Raw genomic sequence first — 24,541 nt, 5'->3', positions numbered from 1 at the left:
GATCAGCTGTCCGGGTGGGAGGAGAAGAACACCAGGCGGTACTTGCCGATCTGGACCTCGTCGCCGTCGTTGAGCTCGACGGAGTCGATGCGGTCGCGGTTGACGTAGGTCCCGTTGAGGCTGCCCACGTCGCTCACGCTGTACCCCTGGCCGGAGCGGCGGAACTCGGCGTGCCGTCGCGAGACGGTCACGTCGTCGAGGAAGATCTCGCTGTCGGGGTGGCGCCCGGCGCCGACCACGTCGGTGTCGAGCAGGAACCGGCTGCCGGCACTGGGACCGCGCTGCACGACCAGCAGCGCGTGGCCCTCGGGCAGCGCGTCCACCGCCGCCGCGTCGACCGCGCTGAGCTGGCGGTCGGAGGACTCGCGCTGGTCCGGGGCGCCGAACGTGATGGTCGCAGTGGTCTCGACCGGACTCGCACCGGCGTCCTCCCCGCTGAGCAGCTTCGTGCCGCACTGGGCACAGAAGCGGGCATCGTCAGGGTTCTGCTTGCCACAGGCTGTGCAGAACGGCATGGGAACTCCTCGACGGATCGACACCCAACCCTCAGCCGAGGGTTGAGGTTGACGGTTGTCTCGAACCTACCAGCACCTCGATCGGGCCGGGCGGCGAACTCGGTGCGGGACCAGGGTGGCGGCCGGGTGGCGGCCGGGTGGCGGCCGGGTGGCGGCCGGGTCGGATCAGCCCTGCAGGCCGGCCTCGTAGGCGGCGGCGTCCATGAGCCCGTCGACCTGCGCGGGGTCGGCGACGCTGACCTCGAAGAGCCAGCCGGCCTCGTAGGGGTCGCTGTTGACCAGCTCCGGCGTCGAGTCGAGCGCGGCGTTCGTGGCAACCACCTCCCCGGTCACGGGCGCGTAGATGTCGCTGACCGACTTGGTGGACTCCAGCTCGCCGCAGGTCTCCCCCGCCGTGACCGCGTCGCCGACCTGCGGCAGGGAGACGTACACGATGTCGCCGAGCGCGTCCTGGGCGAAGTCGGTGATGCCGACCCGCACGGAGCCCTCGGCCTCGCCGGGGGTCCGCACCCACTCGTGCTCGCTGGTGTACTTCAGGTTCTCGGGATACACGGGGGCTCCTCACAAGGTGGCGACGGGGTGCGACCGGGCCGGTGTGGCACTGCCGGGCAGGCTACTGGCCCGTGCCGTGCTCCGCATACTCAGGTCGCGGCGCCTCGCGCACGCTGGTGATCTCCACCGAGTCCAGCTCCTCGATCGTGACGGTCGCGCCGTCGAGGGTCTGCATCGTCTCGACCGGTCCGGTGGAGAAGGTCAGCGCGGTGCGCAGGTTGTGCTGGTCGCCGATCACGTCGAGGACGTACGGCGGCTCCAGCAGCTGGTCGTCGAGCTCGATGCCGCCGACGGCGTTCTCGAACGAGCTCTGCGCCCCGAGGCGGATGGAGTCGTTGAACTCCATCGCCTCCGCACCGGCGGTGCGCAGCTCCTGGATCATGTCGAGGAGGGAGCCGACGCTGACGCGGCTGGCGGACTCCGTGATCGTCACCCGCAGCCCCGGCCCGGAGACCGGCACCAGCCCGGCGATGATGTTGAGGGTGCGCACGCGCTGCTCGGCCTCGTCGAGGGCGGCCGAGCGGGCCTGGTTCTCGTCGCTCAGCTCGTCGCGGCGTGCCTCGAGGCGATCGACCTCGCGACGAGCCCGCTCGGCGGTGCCGGTGAGGCCGTTGAGCACCTGGATCAGGTCGCTCTCGCGCAGCCCCGAGTAGGTGTCGTTGGCGTCGGTGTTGCGCACCTGTACGACGAAGGCGAAGCCCAGCACGGCGAGCAGGACCGCGACCACCACCTGGCGTCGTGTCGGCTTGACGAAGGCGTCGCGCAGGCGGTCCCGCCCCCGCTCGCCCACCGGCGGTGCACCCCCGGTGCGGGCGGGCGTGCGGGACGTGGAGTCGGGACCGGGGTCAGGCATGGAAGACGTGCCTGCGGATGGCTGCCACGTTGGAGAAGATCCGGATGCCGAGCACGACGACGACCCCCGTGGTCAGCTGCGCCCCGACCCCGAGCTGGTCGCCGAGGTAGACGATGGCCGCCGCGACGACCACGTTGCTCACGAAGGAGACGACGAAGACCTTGTCGTCGAAGATGCCGTCGAGGTAGGCGCGCAGTCCGCCGAACGCTGCGTCGAGGGCGGCCACCACGGCGATCGGCAGGTAGTTCTGCAGACTCAGCGGCACCTCGGGCGCGAAGACGAGGCCGGCCAGGATTCCGATGAGCAGTCCCAGGGCGGCGATCACGGTGTGCTCCCCTCTCCCTCCGTCGCGCCGTTGGGTTCGGCGTCGACCTCGATCACATCACGCAGCGGCCGCTCAGGCGCGGCCGGCAGGCGGATGTCGTCGAGGTTCTCAGGGGTGACGACGAAACCCAAGACGTCGACGAGGGCGAACCACTCCTGGCCCTGGCTGGTCTGGAGCAGTCGCGCCTGCAGCGTGCGCGGGTCGCCGATGGCCGACACGGCGTAGGGGGCGTTGACCGGCCGCCCGTTGACGTGGACGGCGCGGTTGGTGTTGCGGATGCCGCCGAGGGCGTTGATCCGCTGGTCGTTGATCGCGACGGCCTCGGCCCCCGCCTCGAACAGCCCGTCCACCAAGATGGCGAGGTCCTCGTCGCGGATCTCGCTGTCGACGTCCGCGCCGGGCGGGTTGGCGACCGTGAATCGGACGCCGGGGCCGTGCGCGGGCGCGAAGCCGGTGAGGAGCTCGGCGCGGCGCACCCGGTTGTCGATGTCCTCGAGCAGCTCCTGCAGCCGGGCGTTGCTGCTCACCGCAGCGGCGTTGGAGCGGGTGAGCTCGCCGACGGTGCGCTGGAGGGAGCGGACCTCGTCACGTCGCGACTCGATCTGGTCGACCAGCGCGGCCCGGCTGAGCTCGTCGACCTCGGCCTGACGGTCGGTCTGCGCCGCGACGATCGCCGCCATCACGCCGAGCACTGCGATCGCCGCCAGGCTCATCCAGTGGGGCCGCGTGGCCGCGGGGGGCTCCTGGCCCGCAGCCGCCCGCTGCCGGGCGACGTGCGCATAGTCCTCGTCCATCGACCGGGTGGTGATCAACGTGAGCAGAGGCGTGGTGACGTGCTCGGGGAGCCGGCGCTCGGTGTCCTGGTGCATCCGCGGCTCACCCATGGTCGCTCGCCGTCGTCGTACGCCGCGGGGTGTCGCGCAGGAGCGTGCGCACCTGCCAGGCGTAGAGCAGCCCCGCCCACCAGTAGAGGCCGATGCCCCACCAGGCGAAGGCCCACCCGAAGTTGCGCGCCAGCGTGGCGACGATGCCGTCACCCTCGCCGAGGAGCAGCAGCGGGAACGCGTACAGGAGGTTGAAGGTGGCGGCCTTGCCGAGGAAGTGGACCGGCAGCGCGGAGAACCCGCGGGTGCGCAGGATGGGCACCAGGCCCCACAGGAACAGGTCGCGCAGCGGCAGCGCGATGGCCACCCACCACGGGATGATGTCGCGCAGGTAGAGGCCCACCACGACGGCCAGGATGTAGAGGCGGTCGGCGACGGGGTCGAGGATCTCGCCGAGCTGCGAGTACTGGTCGAGCCGTCGCGCCAGCCAGCCGTCGAGGAAGTCGGTGAAGCCCGCGACCATGAGCACCACGAGGGCGACCGCGTCCCACTCCGGGCCGAGGACCAGCCAGAGGAACAGCGGCACGCCGGCGAGCCGCACCACACTGATGATGTTCGGCACGGTCCAGACGCGGGTCGCTTCCTCGGACACGAGCGCACCCTATCCAGCGGTCGCGTCGATGCCCGACACGTCGTGGTGCGCCGCGTCGCGGATCTCGCCCACCAGCTCCTCCAGCACGTCCTCGAGCGTCACCAACCCGACCACCGTGCCGTCGCGCTGCACGACTCGGGCCATGTGGGCGCCCTTGACCTGCAGGCTCTCGAGCGCGTCGTGGAGCAGGTCGTCGGGGTGGACCGTGGCGAACGGGCGGATCCACTTGTCCTCGATGACCCGGGACCGCTTCGCGTCGTCGGACTCCAGCGCGTCCTTGATGTGGAGGTAGCCCAGCAGGGTGCCGTCGGGCGCCGCCACGGGGAACCGGCTGAACCCGGTGGCCGCGCAGACCGCCTCCACGTCCGCCACGGTGGACCCCGGGGCCACGGTCGCCAGCCCGTCGGGACGCATGACGATGGAGGCCACCGACTTCTCGGTGAAGCCGAGCGCGCCGGAGAGGCGGTCGTACTCCTCGGCCTCGATCAGCCCCTCGCCCCGCGACTCCTTCACCAGCGCGGCGACCTCCTCGCGCGTGAAGCTCGAGGACACCTCGTCCCGCGGCTCGACGCGCAGCAGTCGCAGCACCCCGTTGGCGGCCATGTTGAGGCAGGCGATCACCGGGCGCAGCACGGTGACGATGACCATCATCGGCGGGCTGAGCACCAGGGCGGCACGGTCGGCCCCGGCGAGCGCGATGTTCTTGGGCACCATCTCTCCCAGGACGACGTGCAGGTAGACCACGATGGACATCGCCACCACGAAGGAGACGGGGTGGAGCAGGTCCTCGGGCAGGTGGGCCCGGTGGAACAGCGGCTCCAGCAGGTGGGCGACGGCGGGCTCGCCGACGGCGCCGAGCCCGAGCGAGCAGACGGTGATGCCCAGCTGGGCCCCCGCCATCACCAGCGAGATGTTCTCCATCGCGCGCAGCGTCGTGCGCGCCGCCCGGGACCCGTCCTGGGCCCGCGGCTCGATCTGGCTGCGCCGCGCGGCCAGCAGGGCGAACTCCGCGCCCACGAAGAACGCGTTGAGGACCAGCAGGACGACGGCGACGCCGACGCCGAGGACGTCACTCATCGCGGGCCTCCGCAGGCTCGTCGGTCACCAGGCGCAGGTCGAGCCGGTCGATGCGGAGGCCGTCCATCCGCTCGACGGTCAACGTCACCAGCCGCTCACGGAGCTCGAGCGGGTCACTGCGGTCGGGCACCGCCACCTCGATGCAGTCCCCGGGCTCCGGCACCTTGCCCAGCGTGCGCAGGACGAGCCCGGCGACCGTGTCGTAGTCCTCGTGGTGGGGCAGCTCGATGTCGGTGGCGTCCTCGACCTCGTCGGGGCGCAGCAGGCCCGACAGCGTCCAGCTGCCGTCCCGGCGCTGGCGGATCCGCGCACCGAGCCGGTCGTGCTCGTCGGAGATGTCGCCGACGATCTCCTCGACCACGTCCTCGAGCGTCACGATGCCCGCGTGCCCGCCGTACTCGTCGAGCACGACCGCCATCTGGAAGCCGTCCTGGCGCAGCAGGGCCAGGAGCGGGTCGAGCCGCAGGCTGTCCGGCACCACCACGGGCCGGACCATGACGTGCTTGACGCGCGTCGTCGCGCGCTCGTGGACGGGCACCGCGACGGCGTGCTTGACGTGGACGGTGCCGACGACGGTGTCCTCGGCGTCGAGCACCGGGAAGCGCGAGTGGCCGGTCTGGCGGGCCAGCTCGATGACCGTCGAGACGCGGTCGCCCTCCTCGAGGGTCGTCGTGCGCACCCGCGGCGTCATGATCTCGCCGGCGGTGCGGGTGCCGAACTCCACCGAGCGCTCGACGAGCTCGGCGGTCTCGGCGTCGAGGGTGCCCTGGTCGGCGGAGCGCTGCACCAGCGAGGCCAGCTCCTGGGAGCTGCGCGCCGAGCGCAGCTCCTCCTGCGGCTCGATGCCGAGCCGGCGCACGATCGCGTTGGCCGAGCCGTTGAGGGCACGGATCGGCACCCTGGTCAGCGCGGTGAAGCCGCGCATGAAGCCCTGCGTGGTGCGAGCGGTCTCCAGAGGGCGCGCGATCGCGAGGTTCTTGGGCACCATCTCCCCGAAGATCATCGTGACCACGGTGCCGACCACGAGGCCGAGCGTCACGGCGAGCGGCGTGACCGCGCGCTCGGCGACCCCGGCATCGGCGAGCGGGCCGTCGATGAGGTCGGCGACGGCGGGCTCGGCGAGGAAGCCGATGGCGAGATTCGTCACGGTGATCCCGACCTGCGCGCCGGAGAGCTGGGTCGAGAGGGAGCGGAGCGCGAGCTGTACGCCGCGGGCACCGTCGTCACCCTCGGCGGCGGCGCGCTCGACGCTGGGCCGGTCGACGGTGACGAACGAGAACTCGGCTGCGACGAAGAGGCCGCAGGCGACCACCAGCGCGAGGGAGACGAGCAACAACAGGAGGGGGGTCACGACACGCACCCGATGGTCGGTGCGGTCGTGCGGGGACTTCGGCTCTCGTCCATGGCGGGCGCTGAGGGTTCCTTCGGGTCGGGGTGCCGGAGCGTCGGCGAAGCCACAGGGTAGCCGTCCGGACCGGCTTGCCCACAGTCGTCGTGTCGCTTTGGGGCGCCGCCCCCGCCCCCTCTACTCTGGCGCGCAGCACAGGGGCGAGAGCGTGGACCGCAGGGTCTCGGGGGGACGTAGATGCGAGCGTGGGCACAGTCGATCACGGCTGCGCTCCTCGGCGTCCTGCTCGTCACCCTCGCCACCGTCACCGCCAACGAGGGGACCGGCCGGGCGGGGTCGGTGCGCATGGCGCAGGGCAGCCCGGGCTCAGGCACCGGCGCTGACGCGGCCGAGCAGGACCGCCCCAACCTCGTCTTCGTCCTCACCGACGACATGCGCGACGACGACCTCGACCACATGCCGATCACCCGGCGCCTCATCGCCGAGCAGGGCATGGAGTTCACCGACGCCGTCTCGCCCCATCCCCTGTGCTGCCCGGCGCGCGCCCAGCTGGTGACCGGGCAGTACGCCCAGAACAACGGCGTGCAGCACAACCGCGGCGTGCACGGGGGCTTCGAGGCGCTCGACCCCACCCAGGAGGCGAGCTCGTGGTTCCGCGACAGCGGCTTCCGGACCGGGTTCGTCGGGAAGTTCCTCAACGGCTACGGTCCCCGCGACGTACGCCCCGCCGGCTGGTCGCGCTGGGACGCCCTGACCGAGGGCGTCTACGACTACGTCGACTTCTCGATGACCGGGGACGGCAACCCTCAGCACTACACGGACAGCTACGTGACCTCGGTGATCGAGGACCACACCAACCGCGCGGTCCGCGACTTCGCCGCCAGCGGCGACCCGTTCGTGGTGTACGCCTGGCACCTGGCGCCGCACTACCGGATCACGCCCGAGGGTGGCCGCGGACTGCCGCCGGCCGCACCGCAGGACCGGGACCTGTTCGTCGACCAGCGGCCGGACGCCTTCGACGACCCGGCGTTCGACGAGGCCGACGTCACCGACCAGCCGGCGTACCTGCGCCGCCTCCCCCGGGTCTCCCGGGCCGAGGTCCGCGCCGAGAACACCGCGCGGCTGCAGTCGCTGCAGGCCGTGGACAGGGCGGTCGGTTCCCTCGTGGAGACGTTGGACGAGCAGGGTGTCCTCGACGAGACGTACCTCGTCTTCAGCTCCGACAACGGCTACTCCCTCGGGGAGCACCGGTTCGTCGGCAAGGACGTGCTGACCGACGAGGCGCTGCAGGTCCCGCTCCTGGTGCGCGGGCCGGGCATCGCCCCGGGCAGCCGCTCGGACCTGCCGGTCTCGCTCGTCGACCTGCCGGTCACGTTCGCCGCGCTGACGGGCGTCGACCCCGCCTGGCAGGTCGACGGCACGTCGCTGCTGCCGACGCTGATGGGCGCCGACCAGCCGTTCCGCGACACCACGCTCATCCAGACCGGCCGCACCCTCGGGACCGGCTGGTCCCACCGGGGCGTGCGCACCGACCGCTACCTCTACGGGACCGACGGCACCGACACCTTCCTCTACGACCGGCTCGTCGACCCCGACGAGATGGTCAACCTGGCCGACGACCCGCGCTACGCGGCGGTCCGCTCCGCGCTCGACCTGCGCCGCAGCGAGCTCGTGGACTGTGCGGGCTGGACGTGCAACCAGGTCTTCGGACCGCTGCCCGAGCCGGCGCCGGGCGCGGCCGGGCGGATACTGGCTCCGTGATCACGCGCGACGACGTACTGGCCGCCCGCGAGCGGATCGAGAGCCGCGTGCGCCGCACTCCCCTGCTCGCCCCGGTCGGTGCCGACGGGGTCTGGCTCAAGTGCGAGCACCTCCAGCACTGCGGGGTGTTCAAGACCCGCGGCGCCTTCAACCGTCAGCTCGCCGCCATCGAGTGCGGCGAGCTGGGAGACGCGGGCATCGTCGTCGCGTCCGGCGGCAACGCCGGCCTCGCGCAGGCCTTCGCGGCCGGGGAGCTCGGGGTGCGCGCGACCGTGTTCGTGCCCGAGACCGCGCCCGAGGTCAAGGTGCAGCGCATCCGGGGCTACGGGGCCGAGGTGGTGCGCGTCGGGACGCAGTACGCCGACGCGTACCAGGCGGCGCTCGACTTCGGCGCCGAGACCGGCGCCGCCTTCGCCCACGCATACGACCAGCCCGAGGTCGCCGCCGGGGCCGGGACGCTCGCGGAGGAGATCGTGGAGGACGAGCCCGGGATCGACACGATCGTGGTCGCCGTCGGCGGCGGTGGACTGTACGCCGGCGTGGCCGCCGCGGTCCGGGGTCGGGCGCGGGTGGTCGCCGTCGAGCCCGAGCTCTGCCCGACGCTGCACAGCGCCGTCGCAGCAGGTGCGCCGGTGGACGTCGCGGTGTCCGGGGTCGCGGCCGACTCCCTCGGAGCGCGCCGCGTCGGCGACCTGGCGTTCGCCGCCGCCGGCGCGGAGCCACCCGTGTCCGTGCTGGTCGGCGACGCCGACATCGTCACCGCCCGCCAGCACCTGTGGGACGAGTACCGCATCGTCGCCGAGCACGGCGCCGCCACGGCCATGGCCGGCCTCCTCGCAGGGGCGTACGTCCCTCAGGACGGGGAGCGCGTCGCGGTGGTGGTGTGCGGCGCGAACACCGACCCGGGCACGCTGGCGTAGCGCCGCCGCGTCGCCCGTCCTGCAAGGGCCGGCTCAGGCGGTGATGGCGGCGCCGGCCCCCTCCCCGAGGAGGCGGTCGCGGAGCGCGACCAGCTCGGAGACCGAGGCGAGGAAGCGGACGGTGCTGTCGCCGACGTGCAGGTCGTCGAAGTAGTGGTGGCGCATGGCGGTGCGCGCGAGCCGGTGCTCGTCGCGCTCGAGGCGGTCCGGCAGCAGACGCGTCAGCCGCTCGACGCCGTCCCGGTCCACGACGTCGGCGCAGCGGCTGAGCGGGACGTGCTCGTGCAGCCGGTCGAGATCGCCGTGCCGGTCGGTGAGCACGATCGGCTTGTCGGTGTGGAGGTAGAGCCAGTCGAGCCCGACGGACGAGACGTCGGTGACGATCGCGTCGCACACCGGCATGACCGCGAGGATGTCGCCCTCGAGCACCGCGGCGTGGCCGGCCCCGGGCTCGTGGAGGGCCGCTTCGGCGACCAGCGAGACGATGGCCTGGTGCGCCTGCGCGACGGCAGGCGTACGGCTGGTCGTGACCTTCGGGTGTGGCTTGTAGACGAGCCGGAGTCCGGGCGCGGCGAGCACGGCCCGCACGAGCGCCGGGCCCATGACGTCGACCGAGGTGTAGTCGTTGTAGTCCGCGTCGCCCTCCCACGTGGGCGCGTAGAGCACGGTCGGCCGCTCGCTCGCCGCCAGCACGGGCGCGGGGTGCAGGTCCAGCTGCGGTCGCCCGACGCGCACCAGCTTGCGGGCGTCGAACTCGAGCAGCTCGGTGACGTAGCGCTGGACGGCCGCCTCCCCAGCCACGAAGACCCGGTCGTAGGCCTTGGCGTTGTTGCTGGCCATCGACTGCTTGTCGCTCTCGCCGTGGTTGATGTGCACGTGCAGGCGCCGGCTGTCGAGCAGCGAGTCGAAGTTCTGCAGCGAGTTGTTGCAGTACAGCACCACCTTGGCGTCGAGCTCGGCGTAGAGCTCGGCCAGGTCCGCCAGGGTCAGCGCCGTGAAGACCGGGAGGTCGGTCCGCTGCTCGATCACGGCCGCGGACTCGGGATCGCGCAGGACCAGCCCGACCGGGTGCACCTCGTCCAGCACGTCCAGCACCTCCAGCCACTGGATGAGCTGATACGTCCTGGTGGGGTCGCCCGCGAAGTAGGCGATGACGGAGACGGCGTTCACGACGAGATCGTAGTCGTGCGGGGGGTCGCGCCCGGCAGCACCCACAGACCGCCGGGATGGCTCAGCCGACGTGCCAGTGCCGACGCACCAGCTCGGCGCGTGCGGCGTCGTCCTGGTCCAGGTCCTCGAGCAGGCCGGCGTCATCGTCCGAGCGGAGCCGATCGAGCACCGCGTCGACCAGCTCCGCGGGGAACACCCCGTCGGCCTCGAACAGCGCCCGCGCCTCCTCGAGGGCGTCGGCGGACTCCGAGCATGAGGCCGGCAGCTGGTCGAAGTCGTCGTGGCCGGCCGTGCTGAGCCGGTCCGCGAGGGCCAGGCTGTCGGGGTCCTCCAGCCCACGCCGGGCGGCGACCGCCATCCCAGCCAGCAGCAGGTGCACGTCGGCGGAGCCGTCCGCGAGCCGCAGCTCCACCGTCTGTGGGTCGATGTCAGGCTCGGCGACCGGCTCCACGTTGCCGGGGTTCGCGTCGGCGACCATGCCGGCAAGCACGTCACCGCCCCACGCCAGGGGCACACGCACGAGTCCGGTGCGGTCGGTCTCGCCCCAGCAGATGCCCTCGGGCGACTCGTCGCCCTCGGTGAAGCGCAGGTACGACGTCGGCACAGTGTTCCCGAAGGCGGTGAGGGCCTTGGCAGCCGACAGATAGCCGGCGATCAGCCGGCGTCCGGTGTCGTTGAGGCCGTCGGGTCCCACGATGGCGTTGCGGCCCTCGCGCACGAGCCGGCTGTGCACGTGCAGTCCACTGCCCGCCCCGTCGCTGCTGACTGACGGCGCGAACGTCACCTCCAGGCCATGAGCGTGGGCGACCTCGCGCACCACCCACTTGGCCAGCACGAGGACGTCCGCGGCCTCCTGCACGGGCACGGGCGCGAACTCGATCTCGTGCTGCACGAGCTGGCGATCATCCTCCTTGATGTTCCCGACCTCGCCGTGCGCGTACTTCAGCTGCACTCCCATGGCGGAGAGGTGGCCCAGCACCTGCTCTCGCACCTGCTGGCCCTTGGAGAACGGCGCCGACTCCTGGTAGCCGCGCTCCTCCTCTACCGGGAACAGGTGCTCGAGCGGCCCCACGAGGTAGTACTCGAGCTCCCCGAACGCCTCGAGGACCATCCCCGTATCCCGGGTCAGCGCCTCGGCGGCCCGGCGCACCACCTGCTCGCTCGCGTACGGCAGCGGCGTGCCGTCCTCACCGTAGAACGAGCAGAGCAGGTCGAGGGAGGGGCGCTCGCCGAACGGGTTGACGAAGGCCGTGCGTCGGCGCGGCACGATGTAGACGTCGCTGCTGGCGGCCTCGGTGCCCTCGAAGATGCTCGAGCCGTCGACCCGCTCGCCTCTGGTCAGGACCTCCACCACGTGCTGGCGCGAGTTGATCACGAAGGCCAGTGTCTTCAACCGGCCGTCGCCGCCGACGTAGCGCAGGTTCACCTGGCGCAGCTCGAGCTCCTCGACCGCCCGGACGAGGTCGCTGGTGGTGAAGTCAGCCGCGGGCTTGCCGAGCAGACGCACGATCGGGTGCGGTTCGAGGACGTCGATGGTCATGCTCCGTTGTATCAACCTCGACGACTTCGGGCGCCAGGAAGCTCGCCGCCTGTCGTCGCGCTCACCTGCGCGAGAGTTTCCGGCGGCCAGCCGCGTCGCGGATCGGGCGCTGCCCAGCAAGACGAGAGGCGAGTGCACGGGCGAGTTGAAGACAGTGACACCGTCGCGTTGGTATTGTTACACAATCGCTCAGAACGTCTCGGCGACATCGGAAGAAGGAACGGGCCCGTGTCTTCAGATCAGCTGGCGCAAGCCGTCGACACGAGTCGGGCGTGGTACACCGACATCCACGCCCTCCATGGCATCCCGACCCTCGAGCGCGACGGGCTCTGGCGCGCCCTTGGACCCGCCCTCCCCTGGCACTCCGCAGTCAAGACGTTGCGACCCGACGTCGACGTCGCCGCCGTCATGGCCGTCCTATCCGACGCGGCCGGCGGGACGGTCGCGGACTCCTACGGCTCACTCGACCTCTGCGGGCACGGATACAGCGTGCTCCTCGAAGCACAGTGGCTGCGTCTCGCACCCGAAACTGCAGTCCAGACCCGGCCCAGCAGGTACCTGCGCTGGGCCCCCATCAGCACCAGCGACGAGCTTGCCGTGTGGTCCCGCGCGCACGACTACGCCGACGTCTTGGTCCCCGGCATCCTGGAGCAGCCCCGGTTCACGGTGCTGGGCTGCTACGCCGGGGCGGAGCTGGTCGGTGGAGCCGTCCTTCACGACGCTGGGTCGGCCATGGGGCTGTCCAACGTCTGGTGGACCGAGCGGCGCGGTCTCCAGCTCCACGAAGTCGTCGAGCACGCCCGCCGGCAGCGGCCGGGACGAGCGATCTGCGGCTACGCCTCGAGCGACCAGGCGACCGTGTGGACCGACGTGGGGTTCGTACCCCTCGGGCCGCACCGCGTCTGGACACGCGAAGCGGACTGACCCCGCCCACGCACCTCCCGCGTCGACCCGGTCCCCCGTCCGAGGAGCCTGCGTGGCTCACGAGTTCTGGAACACTCGAACTGGACAACCGGGCCCGAGCGACGACTCCCGCGCACAAGGCCGATCCCGGGGCCAGCAGCGTTCGCCCTTCGAACGGTCGGCTCGACCGTCAAGCCAACCCGGGCGCCACGATGTGGAGCTCGACCGCGACGCCAGGTCGGCGTCGAGGTCGCGGTCGTTGCCAGTTGCGCGTAGGACACGTGAGCGCGCTGATGGTTCCAGGCGTCGAGCACCACTTGGCGCTCGGCGGGACCGACACCGGCTGGCTCGACCAACGCTTCCGGCAGCGCTTGCAGCGAGGCGACGTGCGGATGGGTGCGGCCTCGCACGAGGCGCTCGATGCCGTGGACGTCGGGTCTAAGAGATCGAGCCCGAGTCAGCGACCTGCCGGCGCCACCAGCCCGGCAGCGGCGTGATCGATCTTGCCGCTCGGTTGCCGGGTCCTTGCCGTTTCATCGCAGCACTTCGCGGCAAGGCTCTGCACTGTTCACCCCCCGACGCGAAGCGAGGTAGCATGCCCGAGTCGACGCCGCCCGAGCCGGGCACCGACCACCGCCGGATCATCCCTCCGGTCGTCTACCTGCCCGTGCACGAGCAGCGCGAGGACGGGGCCGTGCGTTACGTCGTCCGAGGGATGCGCGACGGCCGCGACGCCTTGCTGGCCTACACGGCGCTGGATCGGCTCGCCGACGGCTGCGGGCCCCATCAGCCTTGGCAGGTCCACGCCACCGAGAGCCTGGGCCAGGTGCGGGAGCGCCAGCCCTACGACGTGATCCTGTTCGACATAGAGGTTCCTGACCATGCCCGGGACGGGGGGCGGATTCGATGAGGCTCGACCCCGCCACGCTGACGCAGCTGGGCAACGTGCACCGTCAGGCGGCCGACTCCCTCGAGGACATGCTCGGGCAGGCACCCGGTGCCTCCGACCTCGGCCCCATGGCGACGCGGGTCTTCGAGGCCCTGAAGGTCGCCGGCGATGCCACGCGTGACGCCGCGCTCGTGCACCGGCACACGACGGCCGCCCTCGACGCCCTGGTCGCCGACGTCCAACAGACCGAGGACCAGGTCGCCGACAGGTTCAGGGGGACGCCGTGATCGACACCTACGTTCCGGGGGACGTCGACGCGATCCGGGCGGTCGCACGCTGGCTCCGAGACGACGCCGATTACCTCGAGACCGCCGCCTCCACCAGCTCGGGGCACGCGAAGAACGCCTCGATCACCGGTTTCGAGGGCGAGGCGGCGACGGCCTTCACCTCCCTGATGACCGAGCTCGGCAACGGGACCGCGCAGGCCAAGGCCGGCGCTGCTCACTGGAGCGAGAAGGTGATGGCCTACGCCGGCCAGATCGACCGCATCCAGTCCGACTTCGGCCGCAAGCTCGAGTGGGCGCGTGGCCAGTCCCTCCGCGTCGACGGCATGGTCGTGCACCCGCCCGACCCCGTACCGCAACCGGCTGACGACGAGACGGACCCGCAGGTGCTCGCGACCTACCGCGAGTACGTCACGGCGCAGTTCGCCTACAACGACCTCGACGAGCACGTGGGGACCGAGCTCGGCGAGCTCATGGTCTGGATGGAGGCCAACATGAGTGAGGCGCCCGAGCCGTCGCGGCTCGCGAAGCTGGTCACCGACCTGGGCAGCATGGCGGTCGCGTCGCCGACGACCTGGGCGGGCGAGGAGTGGAACCGGCACGTCGCGAGGTTGGACTCGAACGTCCGCGATGCCCAGCAGACGGCCAACATCTACAGCAGTGCGTGGGGCGAGCACCCCGTCGCCCGGAGGATGGTCGACGACGCATGGAACAAGATGGTCGCGAAGGAGGAGGCTGCGGCGCGGGCCGGCGAGGCGCTGCCGGTGGGCAGCATCCTCCGGCACACGGGTCCGATCGGGGACGTCATCGGCGGCATCTACGCGCTCGCCACCGGCAGTGGCGTCGGTGAGACTGGCGTGAGCACCGTCGGCGGCTGGCTCGGATCGGCGATCGGCGGCGCCGCGATGGTCGGGAGCGGTCTCGGCGCGGTCGTGGGCGGAACCGTGTTCGGCGGTTTCGTCGGGGGGCTGCTCGCGGTGGAGGGCTACGAGGCGCTGGTGCCTCAGGACATCCGCGAGGCAATCGACTCGGGGCCGATCGGCCTCTGGGACACGATCTTCTGAGCCCGCGGCGGCCTAGCGTGGGTCGGTGGCCCAGCAGGCGCTGGCGTACGCCGGGCGCGCCAAGCACGTGCCCGCATCGGTGCGCACGGTGTGATCGGCATTCGCATAGCTCCCGTTGGGCATCGTGCCGCTCGCCGAGATTCGATTCCCCTAGACGGGCACGCTGCTCACGACCCGGTCGGGGGTAGCGATGGACTGGACCCGAGATAGGTGAGGGCCCGTGGGAGGCCAGGACGGCGCAGACGATCCACCGCGTCTCTTCAGCTGCGCCCGACCAGACGAGGTCGTCGAGCACGTGGTGGACGAGGTCGGACACCCGGACATGGAGCGGGCCGTGTCTCAGCCCGGCGGCGCTACTGATGGAGTGCGACCAAGTTGTTGACTCTGAAGCGCTATTGCCCGCGGAGCCCGATACTTTGCGCGCCGCTCCGGCGCCTCAGCTGCCCTGACCCGCGACTCGACGCAGTGGCGACGGGTCCGGGCATGCCCGTGACGGGCGCAGGTCAGGTTCTCGGATGGAGCGCGGCCGGCCGGCGCTCGGCCTCCTCGCGGTCGAGCCGACGCCGGCGCGCGGGGTGGTCCGGCGGCACCTCCCGACCGTGCGCGACCAACGCGCCGGCGTCGACGCCGTGGACGACGTCGAGCACGACCTGCCAGACACGGCGGGCGATGCTGCGGTCGACGGTCACCGGTGCGGCGCTGCCGGCAGCTGGGGGCTGGACGTGGTGGATATCTGGTGTGTGGTCATGCCCTCAACGATCCCGCCGATCGATGCGCGCGAAGTAGTGGCAAGAATGACATCCACTGCTAGTTTCTTGCCATGCCATCGCAACAGTCGATCGCCATCCCGATCGTCGACGGCATGACGCTCTTCGAGATCGGCATGCCACTCGAGGCGCTGGGCTACGACTGGGACCGCAACGCCAGTCCGTTGTACGACGTCGCCCTGTACGGCGACCTCCGCGGCGTGCGCGTCCACGGCGGGCCTCGACTCGTGCCGCACCGACCGCTCGCCGCGCTCGCTGAAGCCGACACCGTCCTCGTGCCCGCGATCCGCCCCGAGGAGCCCGTGAACGCGGCACTGGTCCGCGCGTTGCGCCGGGCCGCGGCCGCCAACGTACGCATGGTCTCGCTCTGCACCGGCGCCTTCGCGCTGGCCGAGGCGGACCTCCTCGACGGCCACCGAGCCACGACGCACTGGCGCTGGGCCGACCTGCTGCAGCGCAGCTACCCGGCAGTCGACGTGGATGCGCGCGCGATCTACGTCGACGACGGGGTGCTCACCAGCGCCGGATCGGCGGCCGGCCTCGACCTCTGCCTCCACCTGATCCGCACCGACCACGGCCAGCAGGCCGCCAACACGATCGCCCGCAACCTGGTGATCGCCGCACACCGCGACGGCGACCAAGCGCAGTACGTCGCAGCGGACCCGCTGACCGAGCACGCCCACTGGCTCGACGAGCTCCGCACCTGGCTGCACGCACACCTGCACGAGGACGTCACCCTCGTGCGGCTCGCCCACGCGGCAGCGGCGTCACCCCGAACCCTCGCGCGCCGCTTCCAGCACGACCTCGGAACGACACCGATGCGCTGGGTGGCGGCCGAACGGATCGCGATCGCCAAGACCCTGCTCGAGCGGACCGACCTGTCGCTCGACCGGATCAGCCACGAGGCGGGCTACTACTCGCCCGCGACCTTCCGGGCGAGCTTCACCACGCAGGTCGGAGTCACTCCGGGGCGGTACCGGCTTCGCTTCGCGAGTGCCACCGCCTGACAGACCGGGACCCGGTTGGCCGGACGGGCGGGCCGCGCCAGCGCTGGGTCATGCGCATCCCCGAGGACGTGCCTGCACGCCTGGCACCACCGCGGCCAGGGGGTCGCGCCGAGGCGCCGCTACTCGCGCGGATGCTCGACGCGGGCGCTGACGTCAACGAGGTCATCAAGAAGTTCGGCACCCCGCTAGAGACCATCGCCGCGACGTTCACGTTCAGCGACGTCGACCTGGAGCCGTTTTACGACGTGCTCCTCGCACGTCCTGACCTTGACCTGCTGCAGCAGAGCATCGACGGGCGCACGGTGCTGGCCAACCTGCGGAAGTGGTCGGGCGGGCGTGGCGAGCTCGTCATCCGCGCCGAACAGACGCTGAGCGACCGCGGCATCCCCGTCCCGGCACCCGAGCACTAGCCCAACCGCCCGTGGGCAGTCGAGCCGAGGTGACCCCGGCGACGAGAAGGAGCTGAACCCATGGCGATCGAGTTCACCCCAGCAGCGGGCGCGTGCCTGGTCTCGAAGCACGTGCGCTGCGAACAACCTCGTCATCACGGACGTCAACTCAGTGTGCGAGCTTGAGCCGGCGCCGATCGGCATCTGGGACCTACCTGTGGGGTCGGACCTGCAGGTAGGGCGCCCCCAGCGCCCGGCGCCTCAGCCGCCCTGCCCCGCGACTCCACGCGCATGACGGGGTACGTGCCGCGGCCTGCGCCGCTTGTGCGGTCGAGGTCAACGTTCGTATCGGCGACCGGCAGCCGGACAGAGAACGTCGACCCCTCGGACACCGTGCTCGTGACGGCGACCGACCCACCGTGCGCCTCGGTCAGCTGACGCACGATGGCCAAGCCGAGGCCACTTCCGCCGCTGGCTCGCGTTCGAGACGGATCGGCGCGCCAGAACCGGTCGAACACGTGTGGCAGTTGTGACGCGGGGATGCCCTCACCGGTGTCGCGGACATCAACGGTCACCCAACCATCGGTGAGGGTCGCACTGACGCGGACGGAGCCGCCCGGCGGTGTGTGTCGCACCGCATTGGTGACGAGGTTGCCGAGCAGTTGGCGGACGCGCAACCCGTCCGCTGCAACCACCAAGCTCGCCGCGACTTCGTTGACGAGACGGACCCCGCCATCCGCTGCGTCCTGAGCGTGGGCGGCCAGGACCTGGTCGACCACCGCGGCCACAGGCAACGGCCGGATCGTGAGCCGCAGGTCGCCTGCGTCGGCGGCAGCCAGGTCGCGCAGGTCTTCCACCACGTGCTGCAGCAGCAGCGTCTCCTCGAGAAGGGAGTCCACCAACTGCGAGTCGGTGTCGAGGAGACCGTCCTGCGCGCCCTCGAGCGCCCCGCGGATGGTGCTCAGCGGGTTGCGCAGCTCGTGGGCGACGTCAGCGACCATCGCCTTGCGCAGCATCTCGTCGCGCTCGCGGCTCTCGGCCATAGCGTTGAACGCCGCCGCCAGTCCGCCGACCTCGTCGCGCCGACGTACCTCGGCCCGCGCCGACAGGTCGCCGCCTCGCATCTGCCGGACCGCGGTGGTCAGAGCGGCCAACGGACCGACCAGCTGGCGTCCGGCCACCGCAGCGAAACCGAGGCTGATCACCAGCACCAGCGTCGACAGACCCAGGATCCGCCACCAGTTCCCGGTCGACAGGTCGAGGAAGACGGCCGCCTGTTGGCGAGGGCGAGTGACGAACAGCAACGCCGGCGGGGCCACGTGCGCGGTGAGCAGTTCGCGCCGGGCGTCAGTCAAGCAGGTCTGCACCACAGCATCCGACGCCGTCGTCCGCGGCAGCCGCTGGGTCCAGCCGAGATCTGGAGTCAGGTCCACCTTCGGACCGTCTTGGCGGCGGGTGCAGGCGTTGGTCGCTGAGTTCAACAGCGCCAGGGGTCCGATCTCGGAGGGCAGCGGCGCGGCGGCCCTGGTCAGGTCGCACGACGTCGGCACCGCCGGGACCGCACCTGAGATCCGAACGACCGACCGGCCAGTAGCGGTGGTCTCCACCTGGACGTCAGATCGGGTCGTGGCGCGCAGACACGCAGCGAGCCGGTCTGCTCGGCGCCGAGACGTCTCGCGCTCGGCAGCGTTCAGTGCCAGCGGGCCCGTCGCCCGGGGATCGATGGGCGACCCGTCCGGCGGCCCTGCGGCGTAGGGGCCTCCGCTCACCGCGCACTGCCCCTGGTCGGTTGTCCCGTCAGGGCACGGTGTCGCGGCATCCGTCGCTGCCGTCGGTGTCTCGCCCCCGGTCGGGTAGGTGTTGAGCACGTCGATCCGTGCCGACGGACGGTCAGGGAGCGGCGCGCCGCTCGTCGTGGAATCGACCAGCACCGTGCCTTGAACGTCGGTGACGGTGATGCGTTGTCCGGTGCCTTCGGCAAGGCGCTGCACGAGGGGTTGCGCACCGGACCAGTCCGAGTGGGTCGACGCGTACTCACTCAGCGCGTCGGCGACCCGGTCGCTTGCTTCCAGCACGTCGCCCTGCGTCTCGCGCAGGCCCGCGATGGTGACCTGCGCGGTGAGCCATGCCGTGGCAAGAACCGAGCACAAGGCGACGACCGCGACCAGGGCGAAGAGCCGCAGCACGAGGCTGCGACGCAGAGGGACCGCACTCGACACCACCTGTGCGTCCGACCCCGAAGCCTGGCTCGAGCCGGCGCTGGGCCGCGCACTGCTTGGAGGACTGGAGTCACCCATGGGCGCCGACCAGCTTGTAACCGACGCCGTACACGGTCACAAGCCGCCGGGGCCGCCTCGGATCCGATTCGATCTTGCGTCGCAGGTTCATCACGTGAACGTCGACGGTGCGCGCGGTCAGGTAGCCGTCCACGCCGTGCACGTGCCTGATGACCTGGTCCCGGGTGAACACTCGCCCGGGCTCGCTGGCGAACAGCCTGAGCACCGCGAACTCGCCCGGAGTGAGGGGCACCAGCTCGCCCGTGACGTGGACCTCGTGGCGCCGGGGGTCGACCTCGACGTCGCCGACACGGAGCACCTCGTCCCCCGTCGCTGGAGTGCGACCGGCGCCCGAGCGGCGAAGCAAGGTACGAACCCGTGCGGCCAGCTCGCGAGGACTATAGGGCTTGGTGAGGTAGTCGTCGGCCCCCACATCGAGGCCGTGCAGGAGGTCGTCCTCGCCGATCCGCGCCGTCAGCATAAGGATGGCTACCTCCGACTCCGCTCGCAGCCGCCGGCACACGGCGAAGCCGTCGGGCGCCGGCATCATCACGTCCAGCACGACGAGATCAGGCTCGACCTGCCGCGCAGCCTCGAGAGCGGCCGCGCCGTCGTGCACGACGGTCACGTCGTGACCGTCGTGCTGCAAGTACCGCCTGACCAGATCGGCCTGCTTGACATCGTCCTCGGCTACAACTACACGGGCACCCACACCAGGATTGTGCAGCAGCGACCTCAGCGCCGACAGGATGACGACAACTCCCTGACAAGTTCACAACATCGCGTCCCTAACTTCGTGTCATGACCACCACCCAGCGCGCAGGACGCGCACCAGCCCTCGCCCTCACCGTGACGATCCTGACGATCGTCGCCGCCTTCCTCGCCCTCAGCACGACCGGCAGCAGCAAGGCCGTCACGTCCCCAAGCCCCGCGAGCGGCGCCGCCGACGCAACCGTGCCTTCGATCAGCGCGACGCCGACGAACGCCGCCTCGGGCGGCGCCGACAGCCGGAGCGAGGACTCTGCGGGGCAGATGTACCTGGACGACACCGAGGCGCGCCGCGGCGAGATGGCCCACGCCTACAACACGTGTCTGCTCGACAACGGAGCGGCTCGAGACAACGCCGCCGAGATGGCCGTGTTCCAAGGTGACCACAACCCGGTCGTCATCGCTGAGCCGGTCCCGAGCGAGGCCCTCTCGGCGTGCGCCGACCTCGAGATGAAGCAGCCCCGCGAACTGGACCCGGCCACTAACCCCGACTATCACGCCGAGGCTCAGGCCAACGTCGACTGCCTGCGCGAGCACGGCATCGCGGTCCACCTGCCCACCACAGGCGACGACGTCCCCAGCGGCCTGCTCTGGACCTACGACTCCGCGTCGACGCCTGTTCCCGACGACGCTGCCCAGATCGAGGCAACCTGCCTCATGTCGACCTTCGGACGCTGACCGCTCGCCCCCCGACCCAACACATGCATCCCCGTGCTGCCGGCACTCTCCCGAGTGCCGGCAGCACGGCTCTGCCTTAGCGCCCATGAGCGGGCCGCCGCCCTGGCGGCGGTCGCGGCGAGCTGCCTCCGCCACACGGGCGTCAGTTCGCCGCGTAACGGCTCATGAAGCGCGCGGCCGCCAAGGCCATGCTGGGGGGTTCAGCCAGACGTCGTGGGTCGCACGGGGAGAGCTAGCGTGCTCGCTCCCGTTCAGGTGCCGGCCTACCAGGACAGCGGTGGTCATGAGCGGGCTCCACAGATCGCCGCCGCCTGCCACGACCGGTTGGTTTTCGTAGGCGAATCCTGCGGTCGGGCCGTGGCCCACCTGCCAGGCCCACCCGTGTTCGACTGCGAGAACGTTGCCTAGGTGGCGGGCGACGCCGTCGATGACCCACAGGGTCGTGGGAGAGAACCGTTGCAGTCCGTGGCCGCCGTCCGCGGTGAACCAAGACGGCAGAGCATCGAGGTCGCCCAACCCGTCGAGTGGGGATACGGCAGCCGGCCTGTGCGGCGGTTGAGGAGCCTGATAACGCCCCTGCCACTCGAGCAGCGGGATCAGCGGCGCCCAGATGGCGTCGAGCGAGCCGGGGGTGAAGTCGCGTGCCAGCGCCGGATCAACGCCTTGACGCTCGAGCGCGTCAGCAAGCCGTTGCCGGCTCGCGTCCATCTCGGCCATGAACCGGGCGATGTAGGCGTCTGCCTGCTCGGGGGTGAGGCTGGCGTAGTCGGGCACCGCGGTCCTTGGTCCTAGTCGGCCGGCATGTGGTTCGTGTAGTTGACCTCGTACAGGTCGAGGAAGTCGAACAACTCCGGTGCTCCTCCGAGCGGGTGGTAGCCCCCGTGCGCGACGAATTGCCAGTGCACCGCAGAGCATCGCGTTCGCGCCCAGATGCGGAACCGGCCCTGACTCAGCGTTTCCGCTGGTCAGAGCCGGTTTCTCGGTCGGGCTGACAGGATTTGAACCTGCGACCCCTTGACCCCCAGTCAAGTGCGCTACCAAGCTGCGCCACAGCCCGAATGCTCCCGGCACGAGGCCCGCGGAGCGAGGGGAACACTACCGTAGGGTCGGCGCAGCAGCGGAATCGACCCGCCCGGTGTCGTCGCCACGGCGTGAGCGGGCCCCAGCCGTCAGCGCTTGCGCTTCTCGCGCGGCTTCTGGTTGATGACGATCGGCGTGCCGACGAACCCGAACTCCTCGCGGAGCCGGCGCTCGACGAAGCGCTCGTAGGCGGCGTCCAGCTTGCCGCTGGTGAACAGCACGAACGTCGGCGGCGACGTCGACGGCTGCGTGGCGAACAGGATCTTGGGCTGCTTGCCGCTGCGCACGGGGTGCGGGTGCTCGGCCACCAGCCGGCCGAGGAAGGTGTTGAGCGCGCCGGTGCCCACGCGCGTCTCCCAACCCTCCAGCGCGCGGTCGATGGCCGGAACGAGCCGGTCGACGTGCCATCCGGTGCGGGCGGTGAAGTTGATGCGCGGCGCCCAGCGCACCTGCACCAGGTCGCGCTCGACCTCCCGCTCGAGGTAGTGCCGGCGCTCCTCGTCGACGAGGTCCCACTTGTTGAACGCGATCACCATCGCGCGCCCGGCGTCGCGGATCGTCTGGATGATGCGCATGTCCTGCTCGGAGACCGTCTGGCTGGCGTCCAGCACCAGCACGGCCACCTCGGCGCGGTCGATGGCGGTGGTGGTGCGCAGCGAGGCGTAGTACTCGTGGCCCGAGGCCTGGTTGACCCGCTTGCGGATGCCCGCGGTGTCGATGAAGCGCCAGGTCCGGTCGCCGAGGGTGATCAGCTCGTCGACCGGGTCGACCGTCGTGCCGGCGGCGTTGTCGACGACGACGCGGTCCTCCTTGGCCAGCATGTTGAGCAGGGACGACTTGCCGACGTTGGGCTTGCCGACGATCGCGATGCGGCGCGGGCCGCCGACCTCGTCGAAGGACTCCGCGGGCGTCTCGGGCAGGGCCGCGAGGATCGCGTCGAGCATGTCGCCGGACCCGCGGCCGTGCAGTGCGGAGACGGGCCAGGGCTCCCCCAGCCCGAGGTTCCACAGCCCGTAGGCCTCGGCCTCGGTGCGCTGGTCGTCGACCTTGTTGGCGGCCAGCACCACCGGCTTGCCGGACGCGCGCAGGATGCGTACGACGGCCTCGTCGGCGTCGGTGATGCCGACGGTGGCGTCGACCACGAAGAGCACGGCGTCGGCCAGCGAGACCGCCACCTCGGCCTGCCCGGCGATGCGCTCGGCCAGGCCGCGCGCGTCGGGGTCCCAGCCGCCGGTGTCGACCACGGTGAAGGCGCGGCCGTTCCAGTTGGCGTCGTAGGACACGCGGTCCCGCGTCACGCCGGGCCGGTCCTCGACCACGGCCTCGCGGCGCCCGATGATCCGGTTGACCAGCGTCGACTTGCCCACGTTGGGGCGGCCGACCACGGCCAGCACCGGCGTCGGACCGGACTCGGTCTCGACGGCGACGGCGTCGTACTCACTCATGGGCGCTCACAGCTCTCTGTCATGCTCGACGAGCCCGGTGTCGGGGTCGTCCTCGGATTGTCCCGCAGGAAGTGGTCCCGGCAAGGATCGGCGCGTCAGCGCCAGGGCGCTGTCCAACTCGGACAGCATGTGCCCCTTGAGCAACACCGACGTGGCGGCCACCTGTTCCCGGGTGCGCGGCCAGTCGGTCTGTGTCGTCTGCCACGGTCGGCCGAAGACGATGTCGACCGGGGTGCCGCGGGCCGGCAGCGCGTTGATGCCGCCGCCGGGCGGTCGGGTCCCGATGATCGTGACCGGCACGACCGGCGCGCCCGTGACGAGCGCGAGGTACGCCGCTCCGTGGTGGAACCGGCGCAGCTCGCCGTCGCCTCGGGCGCCCTCGGGGAAGATGCCCACCGCCCCGCCGTCGCGGACCACCCGCAGGCAGGACCGGATCGCTCCGGGGTCCGGCCGATAGCGGTCCAGGGGGATCTGCCCGGTGCGTCGCAGGAAGCCGCTGAGCGGCCCGGCGAACATCTCCTGCTTCGTCAGGGCGTGCACCGGGCGAGGGGCGTAGGTCGCCAGCAGCGGACCGTCCAGCAGCCCGATGTGGTTGGCGGCCAGGATGGTGCCGCCGGCCGTCGGGACGCGATCCGCGCCGTGCACGGTGACGGGCCAGCGGCGGCGGACCAGCCACGCCGCGACCGGCCGTACGGCGCGCAGCAGCCCGGTGGGCGGGTGCACGTCGCTGCTGGTGGGCAGGTGGGTCCCGCTCACGAGCTCTCCCGGACCTCCGGGCTGGACTGGACGGCGAGGTCGACGATCCGGTCGATCACCTCGGCCAGCGTGAGGTGCGTGCTGTCGACGTGCACCGCGCCGTCGGCGATCTTCAGCGGGGCGGTGGCTCGGCCCGAGTCGATGCGGTCGCGCTCGAGGAGCGACTGCTGGGTGCTCGCCACGTCGGTGCCGCCCTGTTCGGCCGTACGCCGCTCGGCGCGGGCGTCGGGGTCGGCACTGAGGTAGACCTTGACCTCGGCCTGGGGCCACACCACGGAGCCGATGTCGCGACCCTCGACCACGATGCCGCCGGCGCCGATGGCCTCGCGCTGGAGCTCCAGGAGCCGCGCGCGCACCTCGGGGACGGCGCTCACCGGGCTCACCGCCGACGTGACCTCCTCGCCGCGGATCTCGACCGACACGTCGACGCCGTCGACGGTGATGGTGGGCGCGAGCGGGTCCGTCCCGGACTCGATGGTCGGACGCCCGGCCGCCGCGGCCACCGCGGCCTCGTCACGTACGTCGACGCCCTCGCGCAGCAGCCACCAGGTCATCGCCCGGAACATCGCGCCGGTGTCCAGGTAGCGCAGCCCGAGCCGCTCGGCGACGCCGCGCGAGGTGCTCGACTTCCCGGATCCGGAGGTGCCGTCGACGGCGACGACGAGGGACGGGGTGGCGGCGGGGTTCACGGGCGGGAG

Annotated in this window: 27 protein-coding genes and 1 tRNA gene; 10 read left to right on the top strand and 18 right to left on the bottom strand. The window is 71.4% G+C overall.

Going from position 1 to position 24,541, the window contains the following annotated elements; genetic code table 11:
* Positions 1-2 precede the first annotated feature (2 nt).
* From J3P41_RS17360 to J3P41_RS17325, 8 genes are all read right to left on the bottom strand, one after another.
* Positions 3-515 (bottom strand): FHA domain-containing protein, encoded by a 513-nt coding sequence (locus J3P41_RS17360; RefSeq protein WP_210651858.1) that lies wholly within the window; start codon positions 513-515, stop codon positions 3-5.
* A gap of 165 nt (positions 516-680) precedes the next feature.
* On the bottom strand, positions 681-1,067 hold the full coding sequence (gene gcvH / locus J3P41_RS17355; protein ID WP_210651857.1) for a glycine cleavage system protein GcvH: 387 nt from the start codon (positions 1,065-1,067) through the stop codon (positions 681-683).
* Between the two features lie 61 nt (positions 1,068-1,128).
* The gene (locus J3P41_RS17350; RefSeq protein ID WP_210651856.1) at positions 1,129-1,920 is read right to left on the bottom strand and encodes a DUF881 domain-containing protein; all 792 of its coding nucleotides are present in this window, start codon (positions 1,918-1,920) and stop codon (positions 1,129-1,131) included.
* Positions 1,913-2,245 (bottom strand): small basic family protein, encoded by a 333-nt coding sequence (locus J3P41_RS17345; RefSeq protein ID WP_210651855.1) that lies wholly within the window; start codon positions 2,243-2,245, stop codon positions 1,913-1,915. The genes J3P41_RS17350 and J3P41_RS17345 overlap by 8 nt, the downstream gene beginning before the upstream one ends.
* Positions 2,242-3,129, bottom strand: coding sequence for a DUF881 domain-containing protein (locus tag J3P41_RS17340; RefSeq protein WP_210651853.1), 888 nt, complete (start codon positions 3,127-3,129; stop codon positions 2,242-2,244). Before J3P41_RS17340 ends, J3P41_RS17345 begins: the two co-directional genes overlap by 4 nt.
* Positions 3,122-3,721, bottom strand: coding sequence for a CDP-alcohol phosphatidyltransferase family protein (locus J3P41_RS17335; protein ID WP_210651852.1), 600 nt, complete (start codon positions 3,719-3,721; stop codon positions 3,122-3,124). The genes J3P41_RS17340 and J3P41_RS17335 overlap by 8 nt, the downstream gene beginning before the upstream one ends.
* A gap of 9 nt (positions 3,722-3,730) precedes the next feature.
* Entirely contained in the window at positions 3,731-4,798 is a 1,068-nt protein-coding gene (locus tag J3P41_RS17330) for a hemolysin family protein (protein WP_210651851.1), read from the bottom strand.
* A complete protein-coding gene (locus tag J3P41_RS17325) occupies positions 4,791-6,149 on the bottom strand; it encodes a hemolysin family protein (RefSeq protein ID WP_210651850.1) in 1,359 nt (452 codons plus the stop codon). Before J3P41_RS17325 ends, J3P41_RS17330 begins: the two co-directional genes overlap by 8 nt.
* A gap of 234 nt (positions 6,150-6,383) precedes the next feature.
* On the opposite strand from J3P41_RS17325, the gene J3P41_RS17320 reads away from it, so the two are divergent.
* A complete protein-coding gene (locus J3P41_RS17320) occupies positions 6,384-7,907 on the top strand; it encodes a sulfatase (protein ID WP_210651845.1) in 1,524 nt (507 codons plus the stop codon).
* On the top strand, positions 7,904-8,827 hold the full coding sequence (locus J3P41_RS17315; RefSeq protein ID WP_210651843.1) for a threonine/serine dehydratase: 924 nt from the start codon (positions 7,904-7,906) through the stop codon (positions 8,825-8,827). Before J3P41_RS17320 ends, J3P41_RS17315 begins: the two co-directional genes overlap by 4 nt.
* A 33-nt stretch (positions 8,828-8,860) precedes the next feature.
* Here J3P41_RS17315 and J3P41_RS17310 read toward each other — a convergent pair whose 3' ends face one another.
* Together J3P41_RS17310 and J3P41_RS17305 are read right to left on the bottom strand one after the other, a co-directional pair.
* A complete protein-coding gene (locus J3P41_RS17310; RefSeq protein WP_210651841.1) occupies positions 8,861-9,997 on the bottom strand; it encodes a CDP-glycerol glycerophosphotransferase family protein in 1,137 nt (378 codons plus the stop codon).
* 61 nt (positions 9,998-10,058) lie between these two features.
* The gene (locus J3P41_RS17305; RefSeq protein ID WP_210651839.1) at positions 10,059-11,537 is read right to left on the bottom strand and encodes a glutamine synthetase beta-grasp domain-containing protein; all 1,479 of its coding nucleotides are present in this window, start codon (positions 11,535-11,537) and stop codon (positions 10,059-10,061) included.
* Between the two features lie 228 nt (positions 11,538-11,765).
* Between J3P41_RS17305 and J3P41_RS17300 the strand changes: the two genes are divergently transcribed.
* From J3P41_RS17300 to J3P41_RS17285, 4 genes are all read left to right on the top strand, one after another.
* Positions 11,766-12,461, top strand: coding sequence for a hypothetical protein (locus J3P41_RS17300; RefSeq protein ID WP_210651837.1), 696 nt, complete (start codon positions 11,766-11,768; stop codon positions 12,459-12,461).
* Positions 12,462-13,035: 574 nt separating this feature from the next.
* Positions 13,036-13,350 (top strand): SAV_915 family protein, encoded by a 315-nt coding sequence (locus J3P41_RS17295; protein ID WP_210651835.1) that lies wholly within the window; start codon positions 13,036-13,038, stop codon positions 13,348-13,350.
* Positions 13,347-13,616, top strand: coding sequence for a hypothetical protein (locus tag J3P41_RS17290; RefSeq protein WP_210651832.1), 270 nt, complete (start codon positions 13,347-13,349; stop codon positions 13,614-13,616). Before J3P41_RS17295 ends, J3P41_RS17290 begins: the two co-directional genes overlap by 4 nt.
* Positions 13,613-14,677: a hypothetical protein gene (locus J3P41_RS17285; RefSeq protein ID WP_210651831.1), complete on the top strand. Its 1,065-nt coding sequence runs from the start codon at positions 13,613-13,615 to the stop codon at positions 14,675-14,677. Before J3P41_RS17290 ends, J3P41_RS17285 begins: the two co-directional genes overlap by 4 nt.
* A 503-nt stretch (positions 14,678-15,180) precedes the next feature.
* On the opposite strand, the gene J3P41_RS17280 is transcribed toward J3P41_RS17285, so the two are convergent.
* Positions 15,181-15,366, bottom strand: a complete 186-nt coding sequence (locus tag J3P41_RS17280) for a hypothetical protein (protein WP_210651828.1) — start codon at positions 15,364-15,366, stop codon at positions 15,181-15,183.
* 131 nt (positions 15,367-15,497) lie between these two features.
* Here J3P41_RS17280 and J3P41_RS17275 point away from each other — a divergent pair, with 131 nt between their 5' ends.
* Positions 15,498-16,451 carry a GlxA family transcriptional regulator gene (locus tag J3P41_RS17275; RefSeq protein ID WP_210651826.1) on the top strand — a complete coding sequence of 318 codons (954 nt, stop codon included), beginning with the start codon at positions 15,498-15,500 and terminating at the stop codon, positions 16,449-16,451.
* A gap of 50 nt (positions 16,452-16,501) precedes the next feature.
* On the top strand, positions 16,502-16,861 hold the full coding sequence (locus tag J3P41_RS17270) for a hypothetical protein (RefSeq protein ID WP_210651821.1): 360 nt from the start codon (positions 16,502-16,504) through the stop codon (positions 16,859-16,861).
* A 143-nt stretch (positions 16,862-17,004) separates the two neighbouring features.
* Here the strand turns inward: J3P41_RS17270 and J3P41_RS17265 are convergent, their stop codons facing one another.
* Together J3P41_RS17265 and J3P41_RS17260 are read right to left on the bottom strand one after the other, a co-directional pair.
* Positions 17,005-19,026 carry a cell wall metabolism sensor histidine kinase WalK gene (locus J3P41_RS17265; RefSeq protein WP_210651819.1) on the bottom strand — a complete coding sequence of 674 codons (2,022 nt, stop codon included), beginning with the start codon at positions 19,024-19,026 and terminating at the stop codon, positions 17,005-17,007.
* A 103-nt stretch (positions 19,027-19,129) separates the two neighbouring features.
* Complete coding sequence (locus tag J3P41_RS17260) at positions 19,130-19,828, bottom strand: response regulator transcription factor (RefSeq protein WP_210651817.1); 699 nt, start codon at positions 19,826-19,828, stop codon at positions 19,130-19,132.
* On the opposite strand from J3P41_RS17260, the gene J3P41_RS17255 reads away from it, so the two are divergent.
* Both J3P41_RS17255 and J3P41_RS17250 read left to right on the top strand, forming a co-directional pair.
* Positions 19,748-19,921 (top strand): hypothetical protein, encoded by a 174-nt coding sequence (locus tag J3P41_RS17255; RefSeq protein WP_210652246.1) that lies wholly within the window; start codon positions 19,748-19,750, stop codon positions 19,919-19,921. The genes J3P41_RS17260 and J3P41_RS17255 overlap by 81 nt on opposite strands.
* On the top strand, positions 19,918-20,562 hold the full coding sequence (locus tag J3P41_RS17250; RefSeq protein WP_210651815.1) for a hypothetical protein: 645 nt from the start codon (positions 19,918-19,920) through the stop codon (positions 20,560-20,562). The genes J3P41_RS17255 and J3P41_RS17250 overlap by 4 nt, the downstream gene beginning before the upstream one ends.
* A 162-nt stretch (positions 20,563-20,724) precedes the next feature.
* Here the strand turns inward: J3P41_RS17250 and J3P41_RS17245 are convergent, their stop codons facing one another.
* From J3P41_RS17245 to cmk, 5 genes are all read right to left on the bottom strand, one after another.
* Complete coding sequence (locus J3P41_RS17245; protein ID WP_210651813.1) at positions 20,725-21,336, bottom strand: hypothetical protein; 612 nt, start codon at positions 21,334-21,336, stop codon at positions 20,725-20,727.
* Positions 21,337-21,545: 209 nt separating this feature from the next.
* A tRNA-Pro gene (locus J3P41_RS17240) sits at positions 21,546-21,619 on the bottom strand.
* A gap of 112 nt (positions 21,620-21,731) precedes the next feature.
* Positions 21,732-23,087, bottom strand: coding sequence for a ribosome biogenesis GTPase Der (gene der, locus J3P41_RS17235; RefSeq protein ID WP_210651811.1), 1,356 nt, complete (start codon positions 23,085-23,087; stop codon positions 21,732-21,734).
* 6 nt (positions 23,088-23,093) lie between these two features.
* Entirely contained in the window at positions 23,094-23,843 is a 750-nt protein-coding gene (locus J3P41_RS17230) for a 1-acyl-sn-glycerol-3-phosphate acyltransferase (protein WP_210651809.1), read from the bottom strand.
* Positions 23,840-24,532, bottom strand: a complete 693-nt coding sequence (gene cmk / locus J3P41_RS17225) for a (d)CMP kinase (protein WP_210651807.1) — start codon at positions 24,530-24,532, stop codon at positions 23,840-23,842. Before cmk ends, J3P41_RS17230 begins: the two co-directional genes overlap by 4 nt.
* Between the last annotated feature and the right edge of the window lie 9 nt (positions 24,533-24,541).

Source organism: Nocardioides sp. SYSU D00065 (assembly GCF_017916425.1).
In the GTDB taxonomy this organism is placed as follows: Bacteria; Actinomycetota; Actinomycetes; order Propionibacteriales; family Nocardioidaceae; genus Nocardioides.
The sequence above is the reverse complement of the archived record's forward strand: the minus strand, read 5'-3'. Positions and strand labels throughout refer to the sequence as shown.

Excerpts from the sequence above, each read along its gene's own strand:
- J3P41_RS17360 (WP_210651858.1), bottom strand. The coding sequence starts at position 515 with ATGCCGTTCTGCACAGCCTGTGGCAAGCAGAACCCTGACGATGCCCGC.
- J3P41_RS17350 (WP_210651856.1), bottom strand. The coding sequence starts at position 1,920 with ATGCCTGACCCCGGTCCCGACTCCACGTCCCGCACGCCCGCCCGCACC.
- J3P41_RS17340 (WP_210651853.1), bottom strand. The coding sequence starts at position 3,129 with ATGGGTGAGCCGCGGATGCACCAGGACACCGAGCGCCGGCTCCCCGAG.
- J3P41_RS17330 (WP_210651851.1), bottom strand. The coding sequence starts at position 4,798 with ATGAGTGACGTCCTCGGCGTCGGCGTCGCCGTCGTCCTGCTGGTCCTC.
- J3P41_RS17320 (WP_210651845.1), top strand. The coding sequence starts at position 6,384 with ATGCGAGCGTGGGCACAGTCGATCACGGCTGCGCTCCTCGGCGTCCTG.
- J3P41_RS17305 (WP_210651839.1), bottom strand. The coding sequence starts at position 11,537 with ATGACCATCGACGTCCTCGAACCGCACCCGATCGTGCGTCTGCTCGGC.
- J3P41_RS17295 (WP_210651835.1), top strand. The coding sequence starts at position 13,036 with ATGCCCGAGTCGACGCCGCCCGAGCCGGGCACCGACCACCGCCGGATC.
- J3P41_RS17290 (WP_210651832.1), top strand. The coding sequence starts at position 13,347 with ATGAGGCTCGACCCCGCCACGCTGACGCAGCTGGGCAACGTGCACCGT.
- J3P41_RS17275 (WP_210651826.1), top strand. The coding sequence starts at position 15,498 with ATGCCATCGCAACAGTCGATCGCCATCCCGATCGTCGACGGCATGACG.
- J3P41_RS17270 (WP_210651821.1), top strand. The coding sequence starts at position 16,502 with ATGCGCATCCCCGAGGACGTGCCTGCACGCCTGGCACCACCGCGGCCA.
- J3P41_RS17250 (WP_210651815.1), top strand. The coding sequence starts at position 19,918 with ATGACCACCACCCAGCGCGCAGGACGCGCACCAGCCCTCGCCCTCACC.
- der (WP_210651811.1), bottom strand. The coding sequence starts at position 23,087 with ATGAGTGAGTACGACGCCGTCGCCGTCGAGACCGAGTCCGGTCCGACG.